Annotated in this window: 18 protein-coding genes and 1 tRNA gene; 14 read left to right on the top strand and 5 right to left on the bottom strand. The window is 72.9% G+C overall.

Going from position 1 to position 19,283, the window contains the following annotated elements; genetic code table 11:
• Nucleotides 1-125 precede the first annotated feature (125 nt).
• From DLJ47_RS19620 to DLJ47_RS19610, 3 genes are all read left to right on the top strand, one after another.
• Nucleotides 126-1,925: an ABC-F family ATP-binding cassette domain-containing protein gene (locus tag DLJ47_RS19620; RefSeq protein ID WP_109901426.1), complete on the top strand. Its 1,800-nt coding sequence runs from the start codon at nt 126-128 to the stop codon at nt 1,923-1,925.
• A gap of 115 nt (nt 1,926-2,040) precedes the next feature.
• Nucleotides 2,041-2,496, top strand: a complete 456-nt coding sequence (locus tag DLJ47_RS19615; RefSeq protein ID WP_109901424.1) for a DUF4383 domain-containing protein — start codon at nt 2,041-2,043, stop codon at nt 2,494-2,496.
• 147 nt (nt 2,497-2,643) lie between these two features.
• Complete coding sequence (locus DLJ47_RS19610; protein ID WP_109901422.1) at nt 2,644-3,126, top strand: DUF4383 domain-containing protein; 483 nt, start codon at nt 2,644-2,646, stop codon at nt 3,124-3,126.
• 7 nt (nt 3,127-3,133) lie between these two features.
• Here the strand turns inward: DLJ47_RS19610 and DLJ47_RS19605 are convergent, their stop codons facing one another.
• Together DLJ47_RS19605 and DLJ47_RS19600 are read right to left on the bottom strand one after the other, a co-directional pair.
• Entirely contained in the window at nt 3,134-3,823 is a 690-nt protein-coding gene (locus DLJ47_RS19605; RefSeq protein WP_109901420.1) for a TetR/AcrR family transcriptional regulator, read from the bottom strand.
• A gap of 107 nt (nt 3,824-3,930) precedes the next feature.
• A complete protein-coding gene (locus tag DLJ47_RS19600) occupies nt 3,931-4,893 on the bottom strand; it encodes an acyl-CoA desaturase (RefSeq protein ID WP_109901418.1) in 963 nt (320 codons plus the stop codon).
• A 100-nt stretch (nt 4,894-4,993) separates the two neighbouring features.
• Between DLJ47_RS19600 and DLJ47_RS19595 the strand changes: the two genes are divergently transcribed.
• The 9 genes from DLJ47_RS19595 to DLJ47_RS19555 all read left to right on the top strand — a co-directional run bounded on the left by DLJ47_RS19595 (nt 4,994) and on the right by DLJ47_RS19555 (nt 13,632).
• Nucleotides 4,994-5,863: a helix-turn-helix domain-containing protein gene (locus DLJ47_RS19595; protein ID WP_233257904.1), complete on the top strand. Its 870-nt coding sequence runs from the start codon at nt 4,994-4,996 to the stop codon at nt 5,861-5,863.
• Between the two features lie 47 nt (nt 5,864-5,910).
• Nucleotides 5,911-5,982, top strand: a tRNA-Gln gene (locus DLJ47_RS19590).
• Nucleotides 5,983-6,085: 103 nt separating this feature from the next.
• Complete coding sequence (glmU, locus tag DLJ47_RS19585; RefSeq protein ID WP_109901414.1) at nt 6,086-7,621, top strand: bifunctional UDP-N-acetylglucosamine diphosphorylase/glucosamine-1-phosphate N-acetyltransferase GlmU; 1,536 nt, start codon at nt 6,086-6,088, stop codon at nt 7,619-7,621.
• Between the two features lie 60 nt (nt 7,622-7,681).
• Complete coding sequence (locus DLJ47_RS19580; protein WP_109901412.1) at nt 7,682-8,662, top strand: ribose-phosphate diphosphokinase; 981 nt, start codon at nt 7,682-7,684, stop codon at nt 8,660-8,662.
• 296 nt (nt 8,663-8,958) lie between these two features.
• Entirely contained in the window at nt 8,959-9,657 is a 699-nt protein-coding gene (locus DLJ47_RS19575) for a 50S ribosomal protein L25/general stress protein Ctc (protein ID WP_109901410.1), read from the top strand.
• A gap of 95 nt (nt 9,658-9,752) precedes the next feature.
• Complete coding sequence (pth, locus tag DLJ47_RS19570; RefSeq protein WP_109901408.1) at nt 9,753-10,343, top strand: aminoacyl-tRNA hydrolase; 591 nt, start codon at nt 9,753-9,755, stop codon at nt 10,341-10,343.
• A gap of 137 nt (nt 10,344-10,480) precedes the next feature.
• Nucleotides 10,481-11,314 carry an inositol monophosphatase family protein gene (locus DLJ47_RS19565; RefSeq protein WP_109901406.1) on the top strand — a complete coding sequence of 278 codons (834 nt, stop codon included), beginning with the start codon at nt 10,481-10,483 and terminating at the stop codon, nt 11,312-11,314.
• Nucleotides 11,315-11,386: 72 nt separating this feature from the next.
• Nucleotides 11,387-12,295 (top strand): sulfate adenylyltransferase subunit CysD, encoded by a 909-nt coding sequence (cysD, locus tag DLJ47_RS19560; protein ID WP_109901404.1) that lies wholly within the window; start codon nt 11,387-11,389, stop codon nt 12,293-12,295.
• Nucleotides 12,295-13,632, top strand: a complete 1,338-nt coding sequence (locus tag DLJ47_RS19555) for a sulfate adenylyltransferase subunit 1 (RefSeq protein ID WP_109901402.1) — start codon at nt 12,295-12,297, stop codon at nt 13,630-13,632. Before cysD ends, DLJ47_RS19555 begins: the two co-directional genes overlap by 1 nt.
• Nucleotides 13,633-13,650: 18 nt before the next feature.
• On the opposite strand, the gene DLJ47_RS19550 is transcribed toward DLJ47_RS19555, so the two are convergent.
• The 3 genes from DLJ47_RS19550 to galE all read right to left on the bottom strand — a co-directional run bounded on the left by DLJ47_RS19550 (nt 13,651) and on the right by galE (nt 17,013).
• Complete coding sequence (locus tag DLJ47_RS19550; RefSeq protein WP_109901400.1) at nt 13,651-14,778, bottom strand: tetratricopeptide repeat protein; 1,128 nt, start codon at nt 14,776-14,778, stop codon at nt 13,651-13,653.
• Between the two features lie 91 nt (nt 14,779-14,869).
• Complete coding sequence (gene galK / locus DLJ47_RS19545; RefSeq protein WP_109901398.1) at nt 14,870-16,033, bottom strand: galactokinase; 1,164 nt, start codon at nt 16,031-16,033, stop codon at nt 14,870-14,872.
• Nucleotides 16,030-17,013, bottom strand: a complete 984-nt coding sequence (galE, locus tag DLJ47_RS19540) for a UDP-glucose 4-epimerase GalE (RefSeq protein ID WP_109901396.1) — start codon at nt 17,011-17,013, stop codon at nt 16,030-16,032. The genes galK and galE overlap by 4 nt, the downstream gene beginning before the upstream one ends.
• Nucleotides 17,014-17,193: 180 nt before the next feature.
• Between galE and DLJ47_RS19535 the strand changes: the two genes are divergently transcribed.
• Both DLJ47_RS19535 and trpS read left to right on the top strand, forming a co-directional pair.
• Nucleotides 17,194-18,216, top strand: a complete 1,023-nt coding sequence (locus DLJ47_RS19535; RefSeq protein WP_109901394.1) for a hemolysin family protein — start codon at nt 17,194-17,196, stop codon at nt 18,214-18,216.
• Between the two features lie 33 nt (nt 18,217-18,249).
• Nucleotides 18,250-19,275 carry a tryptophan--tRNA ligase gene (trpS, locus tag DLJ47_RS19530; protein WP_109901392.1) on the top strand — a complete coding sequence of 342 codons (1,026 nt, stop codon included), beginning with the start codon at nt 18,250-18,252 and terminating at the stop codon, nt 19,273-19,275.
• The last annotated feature ends 8 nt before the right edge of the window (nt 19,276-19,283 follow it).

Raw genomic sequence — 19,283 nt, 5'->3', positions numbered from 1 at the left:
AGTGGGCGCGGGGGCCGGTTGACCGACAGGGGCCCGACGCCCGGCCGGACGGCCGGAGCGTCCGCGTACCCTCAACTGTCGCAGGCGTCCCGCACCCGGGACGCCTTGATCATGGGAGGTGGGTAGTGGCCAACATCGTCAACCTGGACCGGGTGTCCAAGGGCTACGGCGCCGCCGGGCCACTGCTCACCGACGTCTCGCTCGGCCTGGACGACGCCGACCGGATCGGCGTCGTCGGGCTCAACGGTGCCGGAAAGTCCACCCTGCTGCGGCTGCTCACCAAGCAGGAGGAACCGGACGACGGGCGGGTCACCCACCGCCGCGACCTGCGGGTCGCCTGGCTGCCGCAGAGCCTCCAGCTCGCCCCCGACGCCACCGTGCGGGACGTCGTGCTCGGCACCGCCTGGCTCGGCGAGAGCATGGGCGCCGAGCACGAGTGGGCCGGCGACGCCGGCGTCCGCGCCATCCTCGACGGGCTCGGCATGCCGCACCTCGGCCTGGAACAGCCGGTCGGCCCGATGTCCGGCGGCGAACGCCGCCGGGTCGCCCTCGCCGCGCTGCTGGTGCGCGACTCCGACCTGCTCATCCTCGACGAGCCCACCAACCACCTCGACGTCGGCGGCGTCGACTGGCTGGCCCGGCACCTGCTCGGCCGCAAGGGCGCCCTCGTCGTGGTCACCCACGACCGCTGGTTCCTCGACGCCGTCTGCACCACCACCTGGGAGGTCGCCGACCAGGCCGTCCGCTCCTACGACGGCGGCTTCGCCGCCTGGACGCTGGCCCGCGCCGAGCGGGAGCGCGTCGCCGCCGCCACCGAGGCCCGTCGGCAGAACCTGCTCCGCAAGGAGATCGCCTGGCTGCGCCGCGGCGCGCCGGCCCGCACCTCCAAGCCGCGGTTCCGTATCGAGGCCGCCAACGCGCTGATCGCCGACGTCCCACCGCCGCGCGACACCATGTCGCTGCAGAAGCTGGCCACCGCCCGGCTCGGCAAGCAGGTGTACGACCTGGAGCAGGTCACCCTGCACGCCGGCCCGAAGACCATCCTCGACGGCGTCACCTGGCAGGTCGGGCCCGGCGACCGGATCGCCATCCTCGGCGCCAACGGAGCCGGCAAGACCACCCTGCTCCGGATGCTCGCCGGCATCACCCGCCCCGACGGCGGCCGGTTCGCCACCGGCTCCACCGTGCGGCCGGCGTTCCTCTCCCAGGAACTCGCCGAACTCCCCAGCCAGCTGCGGGTGCTCGAAGCGGTCGAGGAGGTCGCCCGGCGGGTCCAGCTCGGTGACCGGGAGATCTCCGCGGCCCAGCTCGCCGAGATCTTCGGCTTCGACGACCGGCGGCTCTGGACCCCGGTCGGCGACCTCTCCGGCGGCGAGCGGCGCCGGCTGCAGATGCTCCGGCTGCTCGCCGGGGAGCCGAACGTGCTGCTCTTCGACGAGCCCACCAACGACCTGGACACCGACACCCTGGCCGCGCTGGAGGACCTGCTCGACTCCTGGCCCGGCACCATCGTGGTGGCCAGCCACGACCGCTACCTCATCGAACGGGTCACCGACACCGCGTACGGGATGTTCGGCGACGGCCGGCTGGTGCACCTGCCCGGCGGCGTCGACGAGTACCTGGCCCGCGCCGCCGGCCGGGCCGCCCCGGCCGAGCCCGCGGCGCCCGCCCAGCCGAAGGCCGCCGCGGCCACCGGCATGTCCGCCGCCGAGGCCCGGCAGGCCCGCAAGGAACTCGCCCGGCTGGAACGACAGGTCGCCAAGCTGGAGCAGAAGGAGGCGGCGCTGCTCGACCAGCTCGCCGCGAACGCCACCGACTACGCCACGGTCGCCGAACTCGACGCCCAGCTCAAGGAGCTGCGGGCCGAGCGGGAGCGGACCGAGGAGACGTGGCTGACCCTCGCCGACGAGATCCCGGCGAGCTGACCGGCCCCGCCGCGGGCGGGTGCCCGGCACACCGGCACCCGTGTGCGGCGTCACATCTCGACGTGCGGGACAATCGTCGGCGAACCCTCACCCGAACGGCGTTGGAGACTCAGACATGGCCCACACCCCCGTCAACCACCCCGCGCGGCCGATCTACCGGGCGATCGGCGGGCTCACCGGTCTGTACCTGGTCGTCTTCGGCGTGCTCGGCATCATCGCGAGCGCCGGCAACGAGGTCCTCGCCCAGGACGACACCCGGTCCATCGGGCAGGGCACCAACCTCGGCTTCTCGCTGATCAGCGTCCTGCTCGGGCTCGCCGTGCTGGCCGGCACCGCGATCGGCCGCAACATCGACGTGGTGATCAACCAGTGGCTGGCGTACCTGCTGATGGCGGTCAGCCTGGCCGGGCTGGCGTTCCTGCGGACCGAGGCGAACATCTTCAACTTCAGCGTCGCCACCGTCATCGTGCTGATGGTGCTCAGCCTGGTGCTGCTGATGGTCGGGATGTACGGCAAGGTCGGCAGCGACGAGGAGCGCGAGGCGTTCGAGAAGGCGCGTCTCGTCCTCTGATCCCTCCTCCCTGCCGCGGGCCCGGTTCGTCCGGGCCCGCTCTCGTTCGTGCCGTGCCGAGGGTGTGGCCGGCGGTTCGGCGGACAGGTGCCGGTGCCCCGGGTGACAATCCTGATGAATTGTTGCCATTCGGACGGAGGGCGGGCGATGGTGCACTTTCCGGTGAACCACCCGGCACGACCGATCTACCGGGTCCTGGCCGGGCTGGTGGGGCTCTACATCCTGGTCTTCGGGGTCTGGGGCGTCGCCCTGACCTGGGGTGACCCGCTCTTCGAGCGCGACGGCGACTGGGCGCTCGGCCTCCGCACCAACCTCGCGTTCTCGCTGGCCTCCGTGGTGTTCGGGATCGTGCTGATCATCGGCGCGTCCCGGCGCGGCAACCTCGGCCACTACATGAACCTGACCGCCGGCATCATCTTCCTGGTCACCAGCATCCTCATGATGTCCGTGCTGCAGACCGAGGCCAACTTCCTCAATTTCTCGATGTCCACCGTCGTGGTGTCGATGATCTTCGGTCTGCTCCTGCTCGGCACCGGCCTGTACGACAAGGTCGGCACCGACGAGCATGCCGAGCAGCTGCGGCAGCACCGGAACCACCCGGTGCACGAGTCCCACCTGCGCCGCCCCTGAAAGCCGGTCAGCGCCCCCGCACCGTGATCAGGCCCGGCTTGGCCTCCAGGTGCGACAACCCGTTCCAGGCCAGGTTCACCAGGTGCGCCGCCACCGTCTCCTTGCGCGGCTTGCGCACCTCCAGCCACCAGCGGCCGGTCAACGCGACCATGCCCACCAGCGCCTGCGAGTAGAGCTCGGCCAGCTTCGGGTCGTACCCCCGGCTGGAGAACTCCGCGCCGAGGATGTGCTCCACCTGGTGCCCCACGTCGTTCATCACACTGCTGAAGTTGCCGGTCGCCGACATCACCGGCGACTCGCGTACCAGCACCCGGAACCCGCTGGTCTCCTCCTCGATGTAGCCGAGCAGGGCCAGCGCCGCCTGCTCCAGCAGCTCCCGCGGGTGCCCGGCGGTCAGCGCCGTGGTGATCCGGTCCAGCAGGGACCGGACCTCCCGGTCCACCACCACCGCGTAGAGCCCCTCCTTGCCGCCGAAGTGCTCGTAGACCACCGGCTTGGAGACCTTGGCGCGGGCCGCCACCTCCTCGATCGAGGTGGCGTCGAACCCGCGCTCGGCGAAGATCTGCCGGCCGATCGAGATCAGCTGCTCCCGGCGCTGGGCCGCGGACATGCGTACCCGCGAGGTGGTCTTGCCCGCCGCCGCCGGCACCGCCCGCCGCCGGCCGGTGCTCGCGTCCCTGCCCGCGGCGTCCGCCATGTCGTCACCTCGCCGGCGTTCGGTGGCGCCCTGTCGTGGGATGGAGCCAGCGTCTCGCTCGGTCACCCGGCAATACTGCCAGGTAACCCGCACCGGCACCGCCCGGTTTACCGCTCGGCGACCGGCTTGGCGAGCTTCGCGGCGATCCGCTCGGGCTTCGGCCACCGCACGTCGTACGCCGCACCGACCTTCTGGAACAGCCAGATCACCCGGGCCGAGATGTCCACCTGCCCGCGCAGCACGCCGTGCCGGGCGCTGGTCGGGTCGGCGTGGTGCAGGTTGTGCCAGCTCTCGCCGAAGGACAGGATCGCCAGCGGCCAGAAGTTGGACGCCCGGTCGCCCTGGCGCACCGCGAACGGGCGCTCACCGTAGACGTGGCAGACCGAGTTGATCGACCAGGTCACGTGGTGCAGCAGGGCGATCCGCACCAGGCCGCCCCAGAAGAGCGCGGTGAGCGCACCCTGCCAGGACCAGGTGAGCAGGCCGCCCATCAGCGCCGGGCCGAGCACCGAGACGCTGACCAGCAGCGGGAAGAGCCGGTCCACCCGGTTGATGTCCCGGTCGGCCAGCAGGTCCGGCGCGAAGCGCTCCCGGTTGGACAGTTCACGGCCGAAGAGCCAGCCGACGTGGGCGTGGAACATGCCGCGGGCCAGCCCGCCGAGGCTCTCGCCGAACCGCCACGGGGAGTGCGGGTCGCCCTCCTGGTCGGAGAAGGCGTGGTGGCGGCGGTGGTCGGCGACCCACTGGATGATCTCGCCCTGTACCGCCAGCGAACCGGAGACCGCCAGGGCGATCCGCAGCCACCGCTTGGCCTTGAACGAGCCGTGGGTGAAGTAGCGGTGGTAGCCGACCGTGATGCCGAGCCCGGACACCACGTACCAGACCAGCGCGATGGCGACGTCGGTCCAGCTCAACCAGCCGCCCCAGGCGACCGGGACGGCGGCGATCAGGGCCACGAAGGGGATCACGACGAACGCCCAGAGGGCGACCAGGATGCCTGGAGACTGGGTGCCCTGGGTAAGTGGCTTCGGGCCGGCGGCGTTGTTCGGGTCCAGCAGAGCGGTCGACATGGCACCTCGCAGAGGGGTCGGGCAAGATCGCAAAGTTACGCCTACGTCACCGTAACTTGAGGCACCGCGGTTCGCACGGGAGAGTTTCGGGAATGAATGGGTGAGAACGTCGTACGTGCGTTCTAACCTGCTGGTCATGGTCGATCCGCTCGCCGCCGAGGTGCGTCGCCTGCGCACCGTCGAACAGCTCTCCGTCCGCGAGATCCGGGCCCGCACCGGCCTCGGCCGAAACAAGGTCTACGACCTGCTGCGCGGCGTGCCGGCACCGGAGCGCACCCGCCGCCCCAACGCCAAGGACGAGTTGCGTGCCGAGGCGATCGAGCTGCGCGGGCTGGGGCGGTCGGTGAACGACATCGCCCGGCAGCTCGGCGTCGCCAGGTCCACCGCCTACCAGTGGGTCAAGCACCTGCCGCTCGATCCCGACGACCAGGCCGCCGAGCGCCGGCGCGACCACGCGGCGCGGATGACCGAGGCCCGCTGGGCGGCTCACCGGGAGACCCGCGACGCCGCGCAGGCGGACGCCCGGAGGCGCGCGGCCGAAACGGTGGGCCCGCTCGACGAACGCGATCTCCTGCTGCTGGGCGCGGCGATCTACTGGTGCGAAGGCACCAAGTCGAAGCCGTGGCGGCGCGACGACCGCGTGCAGTTCGTCAACAGCGATGTTCGGCTGCTCCGCCTCTTCCTGCGCTTTCTGGAGACCTGCGGGGTGGACCGCGGCGTTCCGGCCTACCGGGTCAGCATCCACGAGTCCGCCGATGCCGTGGCCGCCGAGCGATGGTGGGCCGGCGAACTCGACCTGCCGGCCGAGCGATTCCGGCGGGCGACGCTGAAGGCGCACCGCCCCAACACGGTCCGGCGCAACATTCAGGGCGACTATCACGGATGTCTGGTCATCGACGTGCCGCGGAGCCGAGAGTTGTACTGGCGTATCGAAGGGCTCGTCGCGGGACTTGACGACATGATCACGTAGGGGATGGGGCGGTCACCGCCGAGGCGCTAAGCTGTCTTGCGTCACGATCGGCCGTGGTGTAATTGGCAACACCCAAGATTTTGGCTCTTGAGTTTCAGGTTCGAATCCTGGCGGCCGAGCCTTCCTCGATGCCCCGCCTGGAGCGGGGTATCGGGCAATCCACCCACTCCCTCTGGTTAGCATGGCCGCGAGACTGTCCGTCGTCCCGACTGGAGCCGCGCCGTGTCCCAGCCCCACACCCGCACCGTCGTCGTGCTCGCCGCCGGTGAGGGCAAGCGGATGAAGTCGGCGCTGCCCAAGGTGCTGCACCCGCTGCTCGGCCGGACGCTGCTCGGCCACGTGCTGACCGCCGCCGCGCCGCTCGGCGCGGACCGCACGGTGGTCGTGGTCGGGCACGGCGCCGACCAGGTGCGCGGCCACCTGACCGAGATCGCCCCGGAGGCCACCCCGGTGCTCCAGGCCGAGCAGCTCGGTACCGGGCACGCGGTCCGGATCGCGCTGGACGCGGCGCCGGACGCCACCGGCACCGTCGTCGTGATCAACGGTGACGTGCCGCTGCTCCGTCCCGAGACGGTGGCCGCGCTGGTGGCGGCGCACGAGGGCGAGGGTGCCGCGGCCACCGTGCTCGCCGCCGAGGTGCCTGACCCGACCGGCCTGGGCCGGATCGTCCGCAACGCCGACGGCCGGCTGGAGCGGATCGTCGAGGAGCGGGACGCCACCGCCGCGCAGCGCGCGATCCGCGAGATCAACGCCGGGATCTACGCGTTCGACGCGGCCCGGCTGCGGGATGCGCTGGGCAAGCTCTCCACCGACAACGACCAGGGCGAGGAGTACCTCACCGACGTCTTCGGCCTGCTGGTCTCGGCCGGCGAGCCGGTCGCGGTGCACGTCGCGGCCGACCACGTCGAGACGCTGGGCTGCAACGACCGGGTCGAGCTGGCCGCGCTGCGCCGGCTGTTGCGCGACCGGGTGAACGAGGCCTGGATGCGGACCGGCGTGACCCTGCTGGACCCGGACACGACCTGGATCGACGTGACCGTCGCGCTGGACCGGGACGCGGTGGTGGACCAGAACACCCAGCTCCGCGGCGGCACGGTGGTCGGCACCGGCGCGCTGGTCGGGCCGGACGTCACCCTGATCGACACCGTGGTCGGCGCCGGCGCGACCGTGCTGCGCAGCCACGCGGTGGGCGCCGAGGTCGGCCCGGGGGCCAGCGTCGGGCCGTACGCGTACCTGCGGCCGGCCGCGCGGCTGGCCGGGAAGGCGAAGGTCGGCACGTTCGTCGAGGTGAAGAACTCCGAGGTCGGCGAGGGCGCCAAGGTGCCGCACCTGTCGTACGTGGGTGACGCGACGATCGGGGCGAAGGCCAACATCGGCGCGGCGACGATCTTCGTGAACTACGACGGGGTGAACAAGCACCGGACGGTGGTCGGCGAGGGGGCCTTCGTCGGCTGCGACACCAGCCTGATCGCCCCGGTCGAGGTGGGTCCCGGGGCGTACGTGGCGGCGGGCAGCGCGATCGCCCAGGACGTGCCGCCCGGCGCGCTCGGGGTGACCCGGGCGCCGCACCGCAACATCGAGGGCTGGGTGGCCCGCAAGCGGCCCGGCACGGTCTCCGCGGCGGCGGCCGAGCGGGCGCTGCGGGCCGCGGAGGGTGCGTCGGGCGGGGCGGGTGCCGCAAGCGAAGGTGAGGCAATCCACGGCGGCGCCGAGGCGGTGGGGCCGGCGTCCGCCGGGGGAGATACTGCAACCGAATAGTCCCCGGCCCACCACCACCGCGCGCCGGGCACCACCGACCACAACGGGAGCAGACGGGCCATGGGCAGCATCGTCGCCGAAAACCGCAAGAGCCTGATGCTCTTCTCCGGACGGGCCTTTCCGGAGCTGGCCAGGGAGATCGGCGAGGTGCTCGGCGTCGCGCCGACGCCGGCCGACGCGTACGAGTTCGCCAACGGTGAGATCTTCGTACGGTTCAAGGACTCGGTGCGTGGTTCGGACGCCTTCGTGGTGCAGTCCGTCACGCACGGGGTCAACACCTGGGTCATGGAGACCCTGATCATGATCGACGCGCTGAAGCGGGGTTCGGCGAAGCGGATCACCGTGGTCCTGCCGTTCTACCCGTACTCGCGGCAGGACAAGAAGCACCGGGGTCGGGAGCCGATCTCGGCCCGGCTGATCGCCGACCTGCTCAAGACCGCGGGCGCGAACCGGATCCTCACCGTCGACCTGCACACCGCGCAGATCCAGGGCTTCTTCGACGGCCCGGTGGACCACCTCTTCGCGATGGACGTGCTCGCCGAGTACGTCCAGCACCGGTACGCGGGCCGGCCGATGACCGTGGTGGCGCCGGACTCGGGCCGGGTGCGGGTGGCCGAGCGGTGGACGGACCGGCTGGGCGGCTGCCCGCTGGCGTTCATCCACAAGACCCGGGACCCGTTGAAGCCGAACCAGGTGGTGGCGAACCGGGTGGTCGGCGAGGTCGAGGGCCGGGTCTGCCTGATCGTCGACGACATGATCGACACCGGTGGCACGATCTGCCGGGCGGCGGACATCCTCAAGGAGTCCGGCGCGGCGGACGTGGTGGTCGCCTCCACCCACGCCCTGCTCTCCGATCCGGCCACCGAGCGGCTGAAGAACAGCCCGATCAGCGAGGTCGTGGTGACCAACACGCTGCCGCTGCCGCCGGAGAAGCAGCTCGACAAGCTCACCGTGCTGTCGATCGCGCCGCTGCTGGCCCGGGCGATCCGTGAGGTGTTCGACGACGGTTCGGTGACCACCCTGTTCGGCGGCCTGAGCTGACCGACCGGCGGGGGTGGGGCGGTGGCCCGACCCCCGCCGGCCCGTTTCGCCGAGCGCCGACGCCGGCGGCGGAGCGGAGACCTGGGGACTGCCGGAGAGCACGGAATCAGCTCGGGTAGACTGGTGCGGTTGCCACGGCGAGGGTGCCCGGCGGGCCGCTGACAAGCGCCGCACGGAGGCACCGTGATCGACGCGGTGCTCCGGGCAGTCGTTCATGACGCATGAGCCCCAGCGAGCCCCTCGCCCCAGCACCGCCAGACGACAAGCCGCCGCAGCGAAGCATCAGGAGTTTCCCCGTGTCCGAGGTAAAGATCAGCGCCGAGCCCCGTACCGAGTTCGGCAAGGGTGGTGCCCGTCGTACCCGCCGGGCCGGCAAGGTGCCCGCCGTGCTGTACGGCCACGGCGAGAAGCCCAAGCACATCGCGCTTCCCGCCCGGGAGTTCGCCGCGGCGATCCGTAAGGGTGGCGCCAACCAGCTCTTCGCGATCGAGGTGAGCGACGGCACCCAGGCGCTGGCGCTGCCGAAGGCGATCCAGCGTGACCCGATCAAGGACACCTTCGAGCACGTCGACCTGCTGCTGGTCCGGCGCGGCGAGAAGGTCACCGTCGACGTCCCGGTCCAGCTGACCGGTGAGGCCGCCAAGGACACCCTGATCGTGCACGACCACGACACCCTCTCGGTGACCGCCGACGCCACCAAGGTGCCGGACCACCTGGAGGCCTCGATCGAGGGCCTGGAGGCCGGCTCGCAGGTCACCGCCGGCGACGTTCAGCTGCCGGCCGGCGTCGAGCTGGCCGCCGACCCGGAGCTGCCGGTCGCCGCGGTGACCGCCGCGCCGACCGCCGAGCAGCTCGAGGCCACCCTGCCCGAGGTCGAGGAGGCCACCGAGGAGGCCGAGGCCGAGGTCGGCGAGGTCACCGAGGGCTCCGAGGGTGCCGAGGAAGCTCCGGCCGCCGAGGGCGGGGAGAGCGCCGAGGCGCGTACCGAGGCCTGATCGGTTCGCTTCGTGCGACAGGCGTCCCCGAGCGGTTGGGGGCGCCTGTCGGCGTATTCGGGGTCTGGTGACAGCGACAGCGGGAGGGGCGGGTCGTGACGGACGAGGCGGGGCCGTGGCTGGTGGTTGGCCTGGGCAACCCGGGCCGGGAGTACGCCGGTAACCGGCACAACGTCGGGTTCATGGTGGCCGACCTGCTGGCCGGGCGACTCGGCGCGAAGTTCGGCCGGCACAAGCGCGCGGTGGCGGAGGTGGCCGAGGCTCGGCTCGGCTTCGGCGGGCCCAAGCTGGTGCTGGTGAAGCCGCTGACCTACATGAACCTCTCCGGCGGGCCGGTGGCCGCGCTGGCGCAGTTCTACAAGGTGGCGCCGGGCCAGGTGATCGCTGTGCACGACGAGCTGGACATCGGCTACGGGCAGCTGCGGGTGAAGTGCGGCGGCGGTGAGGGCGGGCACAACGGCCTGCGGTCGATGTCGAAGTCGCTGGGCACCAAGGACTACGTCCGGGTGCGATTCGGCATCGGCCGGCCGCCGGGGCGGCAGGACCCGGCGGACTACGTACTGTCGGATTTCGACGCGGTCGAGCGCAAGGAGCTGGAGTTCCTGGTGGACCGGGCTGCGGACGTGGTGGAGTCGGTCGTCACCCGCGGCGTGGAGCCGACGCAGAACCTGTACCACGGGTCGTGAGCCGGGCGGGCGTCCGGGGCCGGACGTCGTCGGCGGGTAGTCTGCGCCTTTCGCCCGAGTGACGCGACCGGCGGCGCGGGTTGTCGCCGGCGCGCCGGGCGGCGCGGGACGGGACGAGGCGACGGGAGCGGAAGTTCATGGGCAGTCCTCCGATGATCGACGGCGCGTTCGCCCGCTGGCTGGCCGCCCGGGCCGGTCAGGCGCTGCTGGCGCTGCGGGCCGAGTTGGGGTTCGCGGACGCGGGAGCGCTGAAGTCGGCCGGGGACAAGGTCTCGCACGACCTGATCCGCACCGAGTTGGCGCAGTGGCGGCCGGGCGACGCGGTCCTCTCCGAGGAGGACGAGGGGTCGCGGCTGGCGTGGGCGGCGGAGGTGAACACCGGGGCGGTGTCCCGGTTGACCGCCGACCGGGTGTGGATCGTCGACCCGCTGGACGGCACCCGGGAGTTCGCCGAGGAGGGCCGTTCGGACTGGGCGGTACACGTGGCGCTCTGGTCGCGTACCGCGCCGACGCCGCACGGGCTGGTCGCCGGGGCGGTGGCGTTGCCGGCGCAGCAGCGGGTGCTCGCGACCGACTACCCGCCGGCGTACCCGCCGCTGACGGTGGAGGCGGCGGCCGCGGGCGGGCGGCGGACCATCCGGTTGGCGGCCAGCCGGAGCCGGCCGCCGGTCTTCCTCACCGACCTGGCCGAGGAGGTGGGGGCGCACCTGGTGCCGATGGGCTCGGCCGGCGCCAAGATCGCGGCGGTGGTGACCGGTGAGGTGGACGCCTACATCCACGCCGGCGGCCAGTACGAGTGGGACTCGGCGGCGCCGGTGGCTGTGGCGACGGCCACCGGGCTGCACGCTTCCCGGATCAATGGTTCTGCGCTGAAATACAACGAGGCGGATCCGCGCCTGCCCGACCTGCTGGTCTGTCGTGCGGATCTCGCTCCCCGGTTGCTTGCGGCGTTGCAGAGACATTCGGGGTAGCCTGAGCGTCTTCCTGACGTACCCGACCGGAAAGGTCTGGAATCGGATGAGCGAGCGAATCGAGTCCCGGTCGTGACCGGCCCCGCCTACCAGGTCTCGCACCTCGACGCGTTGGAAGCCGAGAGCATCTTCGTGATGCGCGAGGTGGTCGCCGAGATGGAGCGCCCGGTGCTGCTCTTCTCCGGCGGCAAGGACTCGATCGTGATGCTGCGGTTGGCCCAGAAGGCGTTCGCGCCGGCCAACATCCCCTTCCCCGTGATGCACGTGGACACCGGGCACAACTTCCCCGAGGTTCTCGAATACCGGGATCAGCGGGTCGCCGAGCTGGGCCTGCAGCTGGTGGTGGCGAGCGTGCCGGAGGCGTTGGCCAGCGGGCTGGTGCGCGAGTCGGCCGACGGCATGCGCAACCGGATCCAGACCCCGGTGCTGCTGGACGCGGTGGAGAAGCACCGTTTCGACGCGCTCTTCGGCGGCGCCCGCCGGGACGAGGAGAAGGCCCGGGCCAAGGAGCGGGTGTTCAGCTTCCGGGACGAGTTCGGCCAGTGGGACCCGAAGAACCAGCGTCCCGAACTGTGGGCGCTCTACAACGGCCGGCACCACCCGGGCGAGTCGATCCGGGTCTTCCCGCTGTCCAACTGGACCGAGCTGGACGTCTGGCACTACATCGCCCGAGAGCGGATCGCGCTGCCGTCGATCTACTACGCGCACGAGCGCGAGGTGGTCGAGCGGGACGGGATGCTCTACGCGGTCAACGAGTTCTTCCGGCCCCGGGCGGGTGAGGAGCGGTTCAAGGCGCGGGTGCGCTACCGCACGGTCGGCGACGCGTCCTGCACCGCCGCCGTCCGCTCGGACGCCGACACGGTGGAGAAGGTCATCGAGGAGGTCGCCGCCACCCGGATCACCGAGCGCGGCGCGACCCGGGGTGACGACCGGGTCAGCGAGGCCGCCATGGAGGACCGCAAGCGGGAGGGCTACTTCTGATGACCACCGAGACCGTCGCGCCGGACGGCGCGAACCCGGCGGGCGGCCGCGCCGCCACCGGGGCCGGGCCGGAGCCCCGCCGCATGGACCTGCTGCGCTTCGCCACCGCGGGCAGCGTGGACGACGGCAAGTCGACGCTGATCGGCCGGCTGCTGTACGACACCAAGTCGCTCTTCACCGACCAGCTCGCCGCCGTCGAGGCGGTCAGCGCGGCGCGCGGCGACGAGTACACCAACCTGGCGTTGCTCACCGACGGCCTGCGGGCCGAGCGGGAGCAGGGCATCACCATCGACGTGGCGTACCGCTACTTCGCCACGCCGCGGCGGAAGTTCATCATCGCCGACACCCCCGGGCACATCCAGTACACCCGGAACATGGTGACCGGGGCGTCCACCGCCGACCTGGCGCTGATCCTGGTCGACGCCCGCAAGGGCCTGGTCGAGCAGTCCCGCCGGCACGCGTTCCTCTGCTCGCTGCTGCGGGTCCCACACCTGGTGCTCTGCGTCAACAAGATGGACCTGGTCGATTTCTCGCAGGAGGTCTTCGAGCGGATCGCCGACGAGTTCACCGCGTTCGCCGCGAAGCTCGACGCGCCCGATCTGACGGTGGTGCCGATCTCCGCGCTGCGCGGCGACAACATCGTCAGCCGGTCGGAGAACATGCCCTGGTACGAGGGGCCGTCGCTGCTGCACCACCTGGAGCGGGTGCACATCGCCAGCGACCGCAACCTGGTCGACGTCCGGTTCCCGGTGCAGTACGTGATCCGTCCGCAGTCCACCACCGTCACCGACTACCGCGGCTACGCCGGCCAGGTGGCCTCCGGCGTGCTCAAGCCGGGCGACGAGGTGATGGTGCTGCCGTCCGGCTTCACCAGCCGGATCGCCGCGGTGGAGACCGCCGACGGGCCGGTCGCGGAGGCGTTCCCGCCGATGTCGGTGACCGTACGCCTGGAAGACGAGATCGACATCTCCCGGGGCGACCTGATCTGCCGGCCGAACAACGCCCCGGCGGTGGCCCAGGACATCGAGGCGATGGTCTGCTGGTTGGACGAGACCCGGCCGCTGCAGGTCGGCGGCAAGTACGCCATCAAGCACACCACCCGCTCGGCGCGGGCGATCGTGCGTGGGCTGAACTACCGGCTGGACATCAACTCGCTGCACCGCGACGAGGCGGCCGGCGAGCTGCGGCTCAACGAGATCGGCCGGGTGCGGCTGCGGACCACCATCCCGCTGCTCGCCGACGAGTACCGGCGCAACCGCACCACCGGTGGCTTCGTCATCATCGACGAGACCACCAACCGTACGGTCGGCGCCGGCATGATCATCGAAGCGTCCTGACCGGACCTGGTTCGCCGGTCAGCTTCCGGCTCCGGCGCCGGGGGTCGACACGGTGGTGCGGGCGGCGAGCCGGGTCCAGATCCGGTAGCCGAGCCAGCGGACGGCCGGCGCGGCGCGGCGGCTGAGTTGGCGCCAGGCGCGGAACGCGAAGATCGCGTAACCGGGGGCCAGCAGCAGCGCGCCCGGGACCGGCGCGCGGCTGCCGACCACCAGGCCGGCGGCCACGGTCAGGGTGAGCAGCAGGCAGAGCACCACCGAGGTCGAGCGGAACTGCCGGCGTAGCTGCCAGCGCACCGCCGCCGGCTGCCGGCGCCAGGCCAGCACGCCCACCGCGGCGACCAGCGGCGGCACCGCCAGCGCGGCGGCCAGCCGGGCGGGCCGGCCCGCGTCGCCGAGCGCGCCCGCGATCGCCGTGAACAGCGCCCAGTGCCCGAGGGTGGCCAGCACCAGCAGGTCGAACAGCCGCCAGCACAGCGCGGCGGCGACCGCTTCGTGCGCGGCGGCGGCCCCCGGGTTCTGCGGGTCGGCGGCCAGCGCGGCGGTGAAGCCCCGGGCGGCCCGCCCGGCCCGGTCCCGCGCGGCGTCCAGCAGCGCGAGCTGGCGCAGCGCCGGTTCGTACGCCGGGTCCAGGGCGAGGGCCTGCCGGCAGGCCTCCCGCGCGGCCCGTGGCCGGCCCATCCGGGCGTGCAGCCGGGCGTCGAGCAGGTGTAGCTCGGGGATGTGGCGGGCGAGGTCGAGCGCGGTGTCGGCGTACCGCCGGGCGACCACCACCCGGGTCGGGTTGCCGAGGGTGAGCAGCGCCTCGGCCAGCAGCGCGTTCGCCTCCCACGACCCGGGGGCCAGCTCCAACGCCCGCTGGGCGGCGGCCGCCGCATGCCCGGGGTGCCCGGCGGCCAGCAGGATCCGGGCCTTCTCGGCGAGCAGGTGCTCCTTGGCGGCGGCGACCTCCAGCGCCCGGTCGACCACCCGCATGGCCTCCGCGAGCTGGCCCAGCTCCCGGCGGCAGCGGGCCAGCATGAGCAGCACCCCGACGTGCTCGGGCTGCTCGGCGAGCAGGTCGGTCAGCACCCGTGCCGCGTCGGCGTGCCGCCCCACGCGGATCAGCGCCAGCGCCCGTTCCTGAGCGGCGATACCGGCGTCGCCCACGTCGCCTCCCCAGTCCGTCGCGTCGCCCGCCGGGACACCCTACCGACCGTCGCGTTCGGACCGTCGCGGTGGGAGCGGGGCCGGGGGCGGCTCAGTCCAGGCGGGTGGCGCCCGGCCCGGGAAGCACGGTGACGTGCCCGGGGGCGGTGAAGCCGCGCTCGGCGTACGCGGCCGTGACGGCGGCGGCCACGGCCTCGGCGGCGGCGGCGTCGTCGACCAGGGCGAGGACGCAGCCACCGAACCCGCCGCCGGTCATCCGCGCGCCGAGCGCCCCGGCCGCCAGCGCCGCCTCGACCGCGGTGTCGATCTCCGGGACGGTGATCTCGAAGTCGTCCCGCATCGAGGCGTGCGAGGCGGTCAGCAGCGGGCCGATCTCGCGGATCCGGCCGGCCCGCAGCAGCGCCACGGTGTCCAGTACCCGCTGGTCCTCGGTGACCACGTGCCGCACCCGGCGGCGGGTCTCGTCGTCGTCGAGGCGGGCGAGCGCGCCGTCCAGGTCGGCCACGCTGACGTCGCGCAGCGCCGGTACGCCGAGCTGCTCGGCGGCGTGCTCGCAGGACTTGCGGCGGGCCGCGTACTCGCCGTCGGCGTGCCGGTGCGGGGCCCGGCTGTCGACCACCAGCATGGCGAGGCCGGCGGCGTCCAGGTCGAACGGGATGTGCTCCACCGACTCGTCCCGGCAGTCGAGGAAGAGCGCGTGCCCGGCGCGGCAGCGGATCGCGGCGGACTGGTCCATGATCCCGGTCGGCGCGCCGACGTAGGCGTTCTCGGCCCGCTGGGCCAGCCGGGGCCGCCGCTCGGCGGGCAGGTCCAGCCCGCCCAGGTCGACCAGGGCGGCCAGCACGGCCGACTCCAGCGCGGCCGAGGAGGAGAGCCCGGAGCCGAGCGGCACGTCGGAGGCGATCGCCAGCCGGGCGCCGGGCACGGCGTGGCCGGCCTCGCGCAGCGCCCAGACCACCCCGGCCACGTACGCGGCCCAGCCGGTGACCCGGCCCGGCGCGGCGACCTCGGCGGCGCCGAAACTGACCGTCTCGCCGGTCAGCTCCGACCAGACGGTCCAGGTCCCGCCGGGCTGGGTGGCGGCCGCCGCCACGGTGCGCAGGGAGAGCGCGAAGGGGAGCACGAACCCGTCGTTGTAGTCGGTGTGCTCGCCGATCAGGTTGGCCCGCCCGGGAGCCGCCCAGCGGCCCGCCGGCTGCGCCCCGTACGCCGACCGGAAGCCGGCGGTGGCGCGGGCCGCGACGTCGTCGGTCACCGCTGCTCCAGCACGTGGGTGCGGTAGAAGGCCCAGGCGTCGCCGACCATGTCGTGCAGGGTCGGCTTCCGCGGCACCCAGCCGAGTTCGGCGCGGGCCAGCGCGGACGAGGCGACCAGCTCGGCCGGGTCGCCCTCCCGGCGCGGCGCGACCTCCACCGGCACCGGGTGCCCGGTGACCTCGCGGACCACGTCGACGACCTGCCGGTTGGTGAAGCCGCTGCCGTTGCCGAGGTTGTAGATGCGGTGCTGGCCGGGGGCCGCCGTGTCCAGCGCGAGCAGGTGGGCCCGGGCCAGGTCGGCGACGTGGATGTAGTCGCGCACGCAGGTGCCGTCGACGGTGGGGTAGTCGTCGCCGAAGAGCTGGAGCTTCTCCCGGCGGCCGGCGGCCACCTCGAGCGCGATCGGGATCAGGTGGGTCTCCGGGTCGTGCCGCTCGCCGAGCGCGACGTCGCCGTCCAGGTGGGCGCCGGCCACGTTGAAGTAGCGCAGCGAGACGGCGGCCAGGCCGTGTGCGATCGCCTCGGAGGTGAGCGCCATGTCGACGGCGAGCTTGGTGGCCCCGTACGTGTTGGTGGGGGCCTTGACGGCGGTCTCCGGGATCGGCAGCTCGGTGGGGTTGCCGTAGACGGCGGCGGTGGAGGAGAAGACCAGCCGGGGCACCCCGGCGGCGCGGACCGCGTCGAGCAGCGCGAGCGTGCCGACGGTGTTGGTGTGCCAGTAGAGCTCCGGCTTGACCATCGACTCGCCGGCGGCGATCAGCGCGGCGAAGTGCAGCACCCCGTCGAAGCCCGCCTCGGGGGTGACCACCCGGGCCGCCTCGTGAATGGACGCCTCGACGTGGGTCGCCTCGGGGGCGAGCGCGGCGCGGTGCCCGGTGCGCAGGTCGTCGAGGACGACCACCTGGTGACCGGCGTCCAGCAGCATCCGGGTCACCACGCTGCCGATGAAGCCGGCGCCGCCGGTGACGAGCAGTTTCACGTCGGTCTCCTCCTGCCTGGCCGGGCGGCCGCGACCATGTGGTGATCACCCTACGGCCGCCGGTCGGGCAGCGCTCCGCGTCCGCCCGCTCGCCATTCCATCATAAACTCTCACGATTAAACAGAGCCGAACATTCGCGCTTGTCGGTGGCGACGGCCTCCGCTGTCTACCATCCAAGGCATGCGGGAAGCGGGTCGTCCCGGGCTCCGGCGGCGGACGCGGGAGCGGCCGCGGCGCGAACCGGGCCCGCTCGCCCGGGCGGTGGCCCGGGTCGTGGTCCGCGCCGCGGACGGCGCCACCCGGCTGGTGACCGACCTGCTGGGCGCCAGCCCGGCCGCCGGCCGGGAGCGGATCAGCGAGGCCGACCTGCGCGACCTGGTCGCCGCCAACACGCTGCTGGACCCGGAGGAACGCCGGATCATCGACGAGGTGCTGGTCGCCGGCGCGAGCCTGGTCCGCGAGGTGATGATGCCCCGCACCGAGGTGGTCTTCCTCTCCGCCCGGCTGGCCATCGCCGAGGCGGCCCGGCTGGTCCGCGCCGAACCGCACACCCGCTACCCGGTGGTCGACGGCACCCACGACGACGTGGTCGGCTTCGTGCACCTGCGCGACGTGCTGCTGCGCCCCGAGGTCGACCCGTGCACCACGGTCGGGGAGCTGACCCGGGAGGTGAAGCGACTGCCCGGCAGCAAGCGGGTGCTCGCCGCGCTGACCGAGATGCGCCGGGAGGGACACCACCTGGCCGTGGTGGTCGACGAGTACGGCGGCACCGCCGGCATCGTCACCTGCGAGGACCTGATCGAGGAGCTGGTCGGGGAGATCCACGGCGAGTACGACGGCCCGCCCGAGCCGGTGCGTGCCGGCCTGCCGGCGGTGGTGGACGGCCGGCTCAACCTCGCCGACTTCGCCGAGCGCACCGGCGTGCGCCTGCCCGCCGGCCCGTACGAGACGGTCGGCGGGTACGTGATGGCGGCGCTGGGCCGGCTGCCGGTGGCCGGCGACGAGGTGCCGGTGGCCGTCGAACCGGACGGCGGCCCGGCCGGGCCGGGGGAGCCGCCCGGCGGGTGGCTGCTGCGGGTGCTGGCCCTGGAGGGGCGCCGGGTGGCCCGGCTCGCCGTCTCCGCGGTGCGCCTGCCCGAACAGCGCCGCGAGGTCGACACGCCCGCCGCGACCGGCCCCGCCCGACCCGTGGGGCCGTCATGACGGCCGCCGGGCGTTGCTGACAGAATTGCCGGCATGTCCGACGTTCCCGCCCGCCCCCGTGTCTTCTCCGGCATCCAGCCGACGGCCGACTCGTTCCACCTCGGCAACTACCTGGGCGCGGTGCGGCACTGGGTGGCGTTGCAGGACACCCACGACGCCTTCTACTGCGTGGTCGACCTGCACGCGATCACCGCGGGGCACGACCCGAAGGTGCTGAAGCAGCGGTCCCGGCTGGCCGCCGCGCAGTTGTTCGCGGTCGGGCTGGATCCGGAGCGCAGCACGCTCTTCGTGCAGTCGCAGGTGCCCGAGCACCCGATGCTGGCCTGGGTGCTGGGCTGCATCACCGGTTTCGGCGAGGCCAGCCGGATGACCCAGTTCAAGGACAAGTCGCAGAAGCAGGGCGGTGAGCGGGCCAGCGTCGGCCTGTTCACCTACCCGATCCTGCAGGCCGCCGACATCCTGCTCTACCAGGCCAACGCGGTGCCGGTCGGCGAGGACCAGCGCCAGCACCTGGAGCTCTCCCGCGACCTGGCCCAGCGGTTCAACTCGCTGTTCGGCCCGACCTTCACCGTGCCGGCGCCGCACATCGTCAAGGACACCGCGAAGATCACCGACCTGCAGGACCCGACCGCCAAGATGTCGAAGTCCAGCTCCTCCCCGGCCGGCATCATCGACCTGCTGGAGGACCCGGCCCGGTCGGCCAAGAAGATCCGCTCCGCGGTCACCGACACCGGTCGGGAGATCGTCTTCGACGCCGAGACCAAGCCCGGCATCGCCAACCTGCTGACCATCCACTCCGCGCTCAGCGGGCGCGGCATCGACGACCTGGTGGCCGCCTACGCCGGCAAGGGCTACGGCGACCTGAAGAAGGACCTGGCCGAGGTGGTCGGGGACTTCGTCCGGCCGATCCAGGAGCGCACCCGTGGCTACCTCGACGACCCGGCGCAGCTGGACAAGCTGCTCGCCGCCGGCGCCGAGAAGGCCCGCGCGGTCGCCGCCGCGACGCTGCGCACCGCGTACGAGCGGGTGGGCTTCTTCCCGCCGGTGCGCGGCGAGTAGCGCCGCGC

This window comes from Micromonospora sp. S4605 (genome assembly GCF_003176715.1).
Classification (GTDB): Bacteria; Actinomycetota; Actinomycetes; order Mycobacteriales; family Micromonosporaceae; genus Micromonospora; species Micromonospora echinaurantiaca.
Note: the sequence above shows the minus strand (reverse complement) of the source record. Positions and strands in the feature narration are given on the sequence as shown.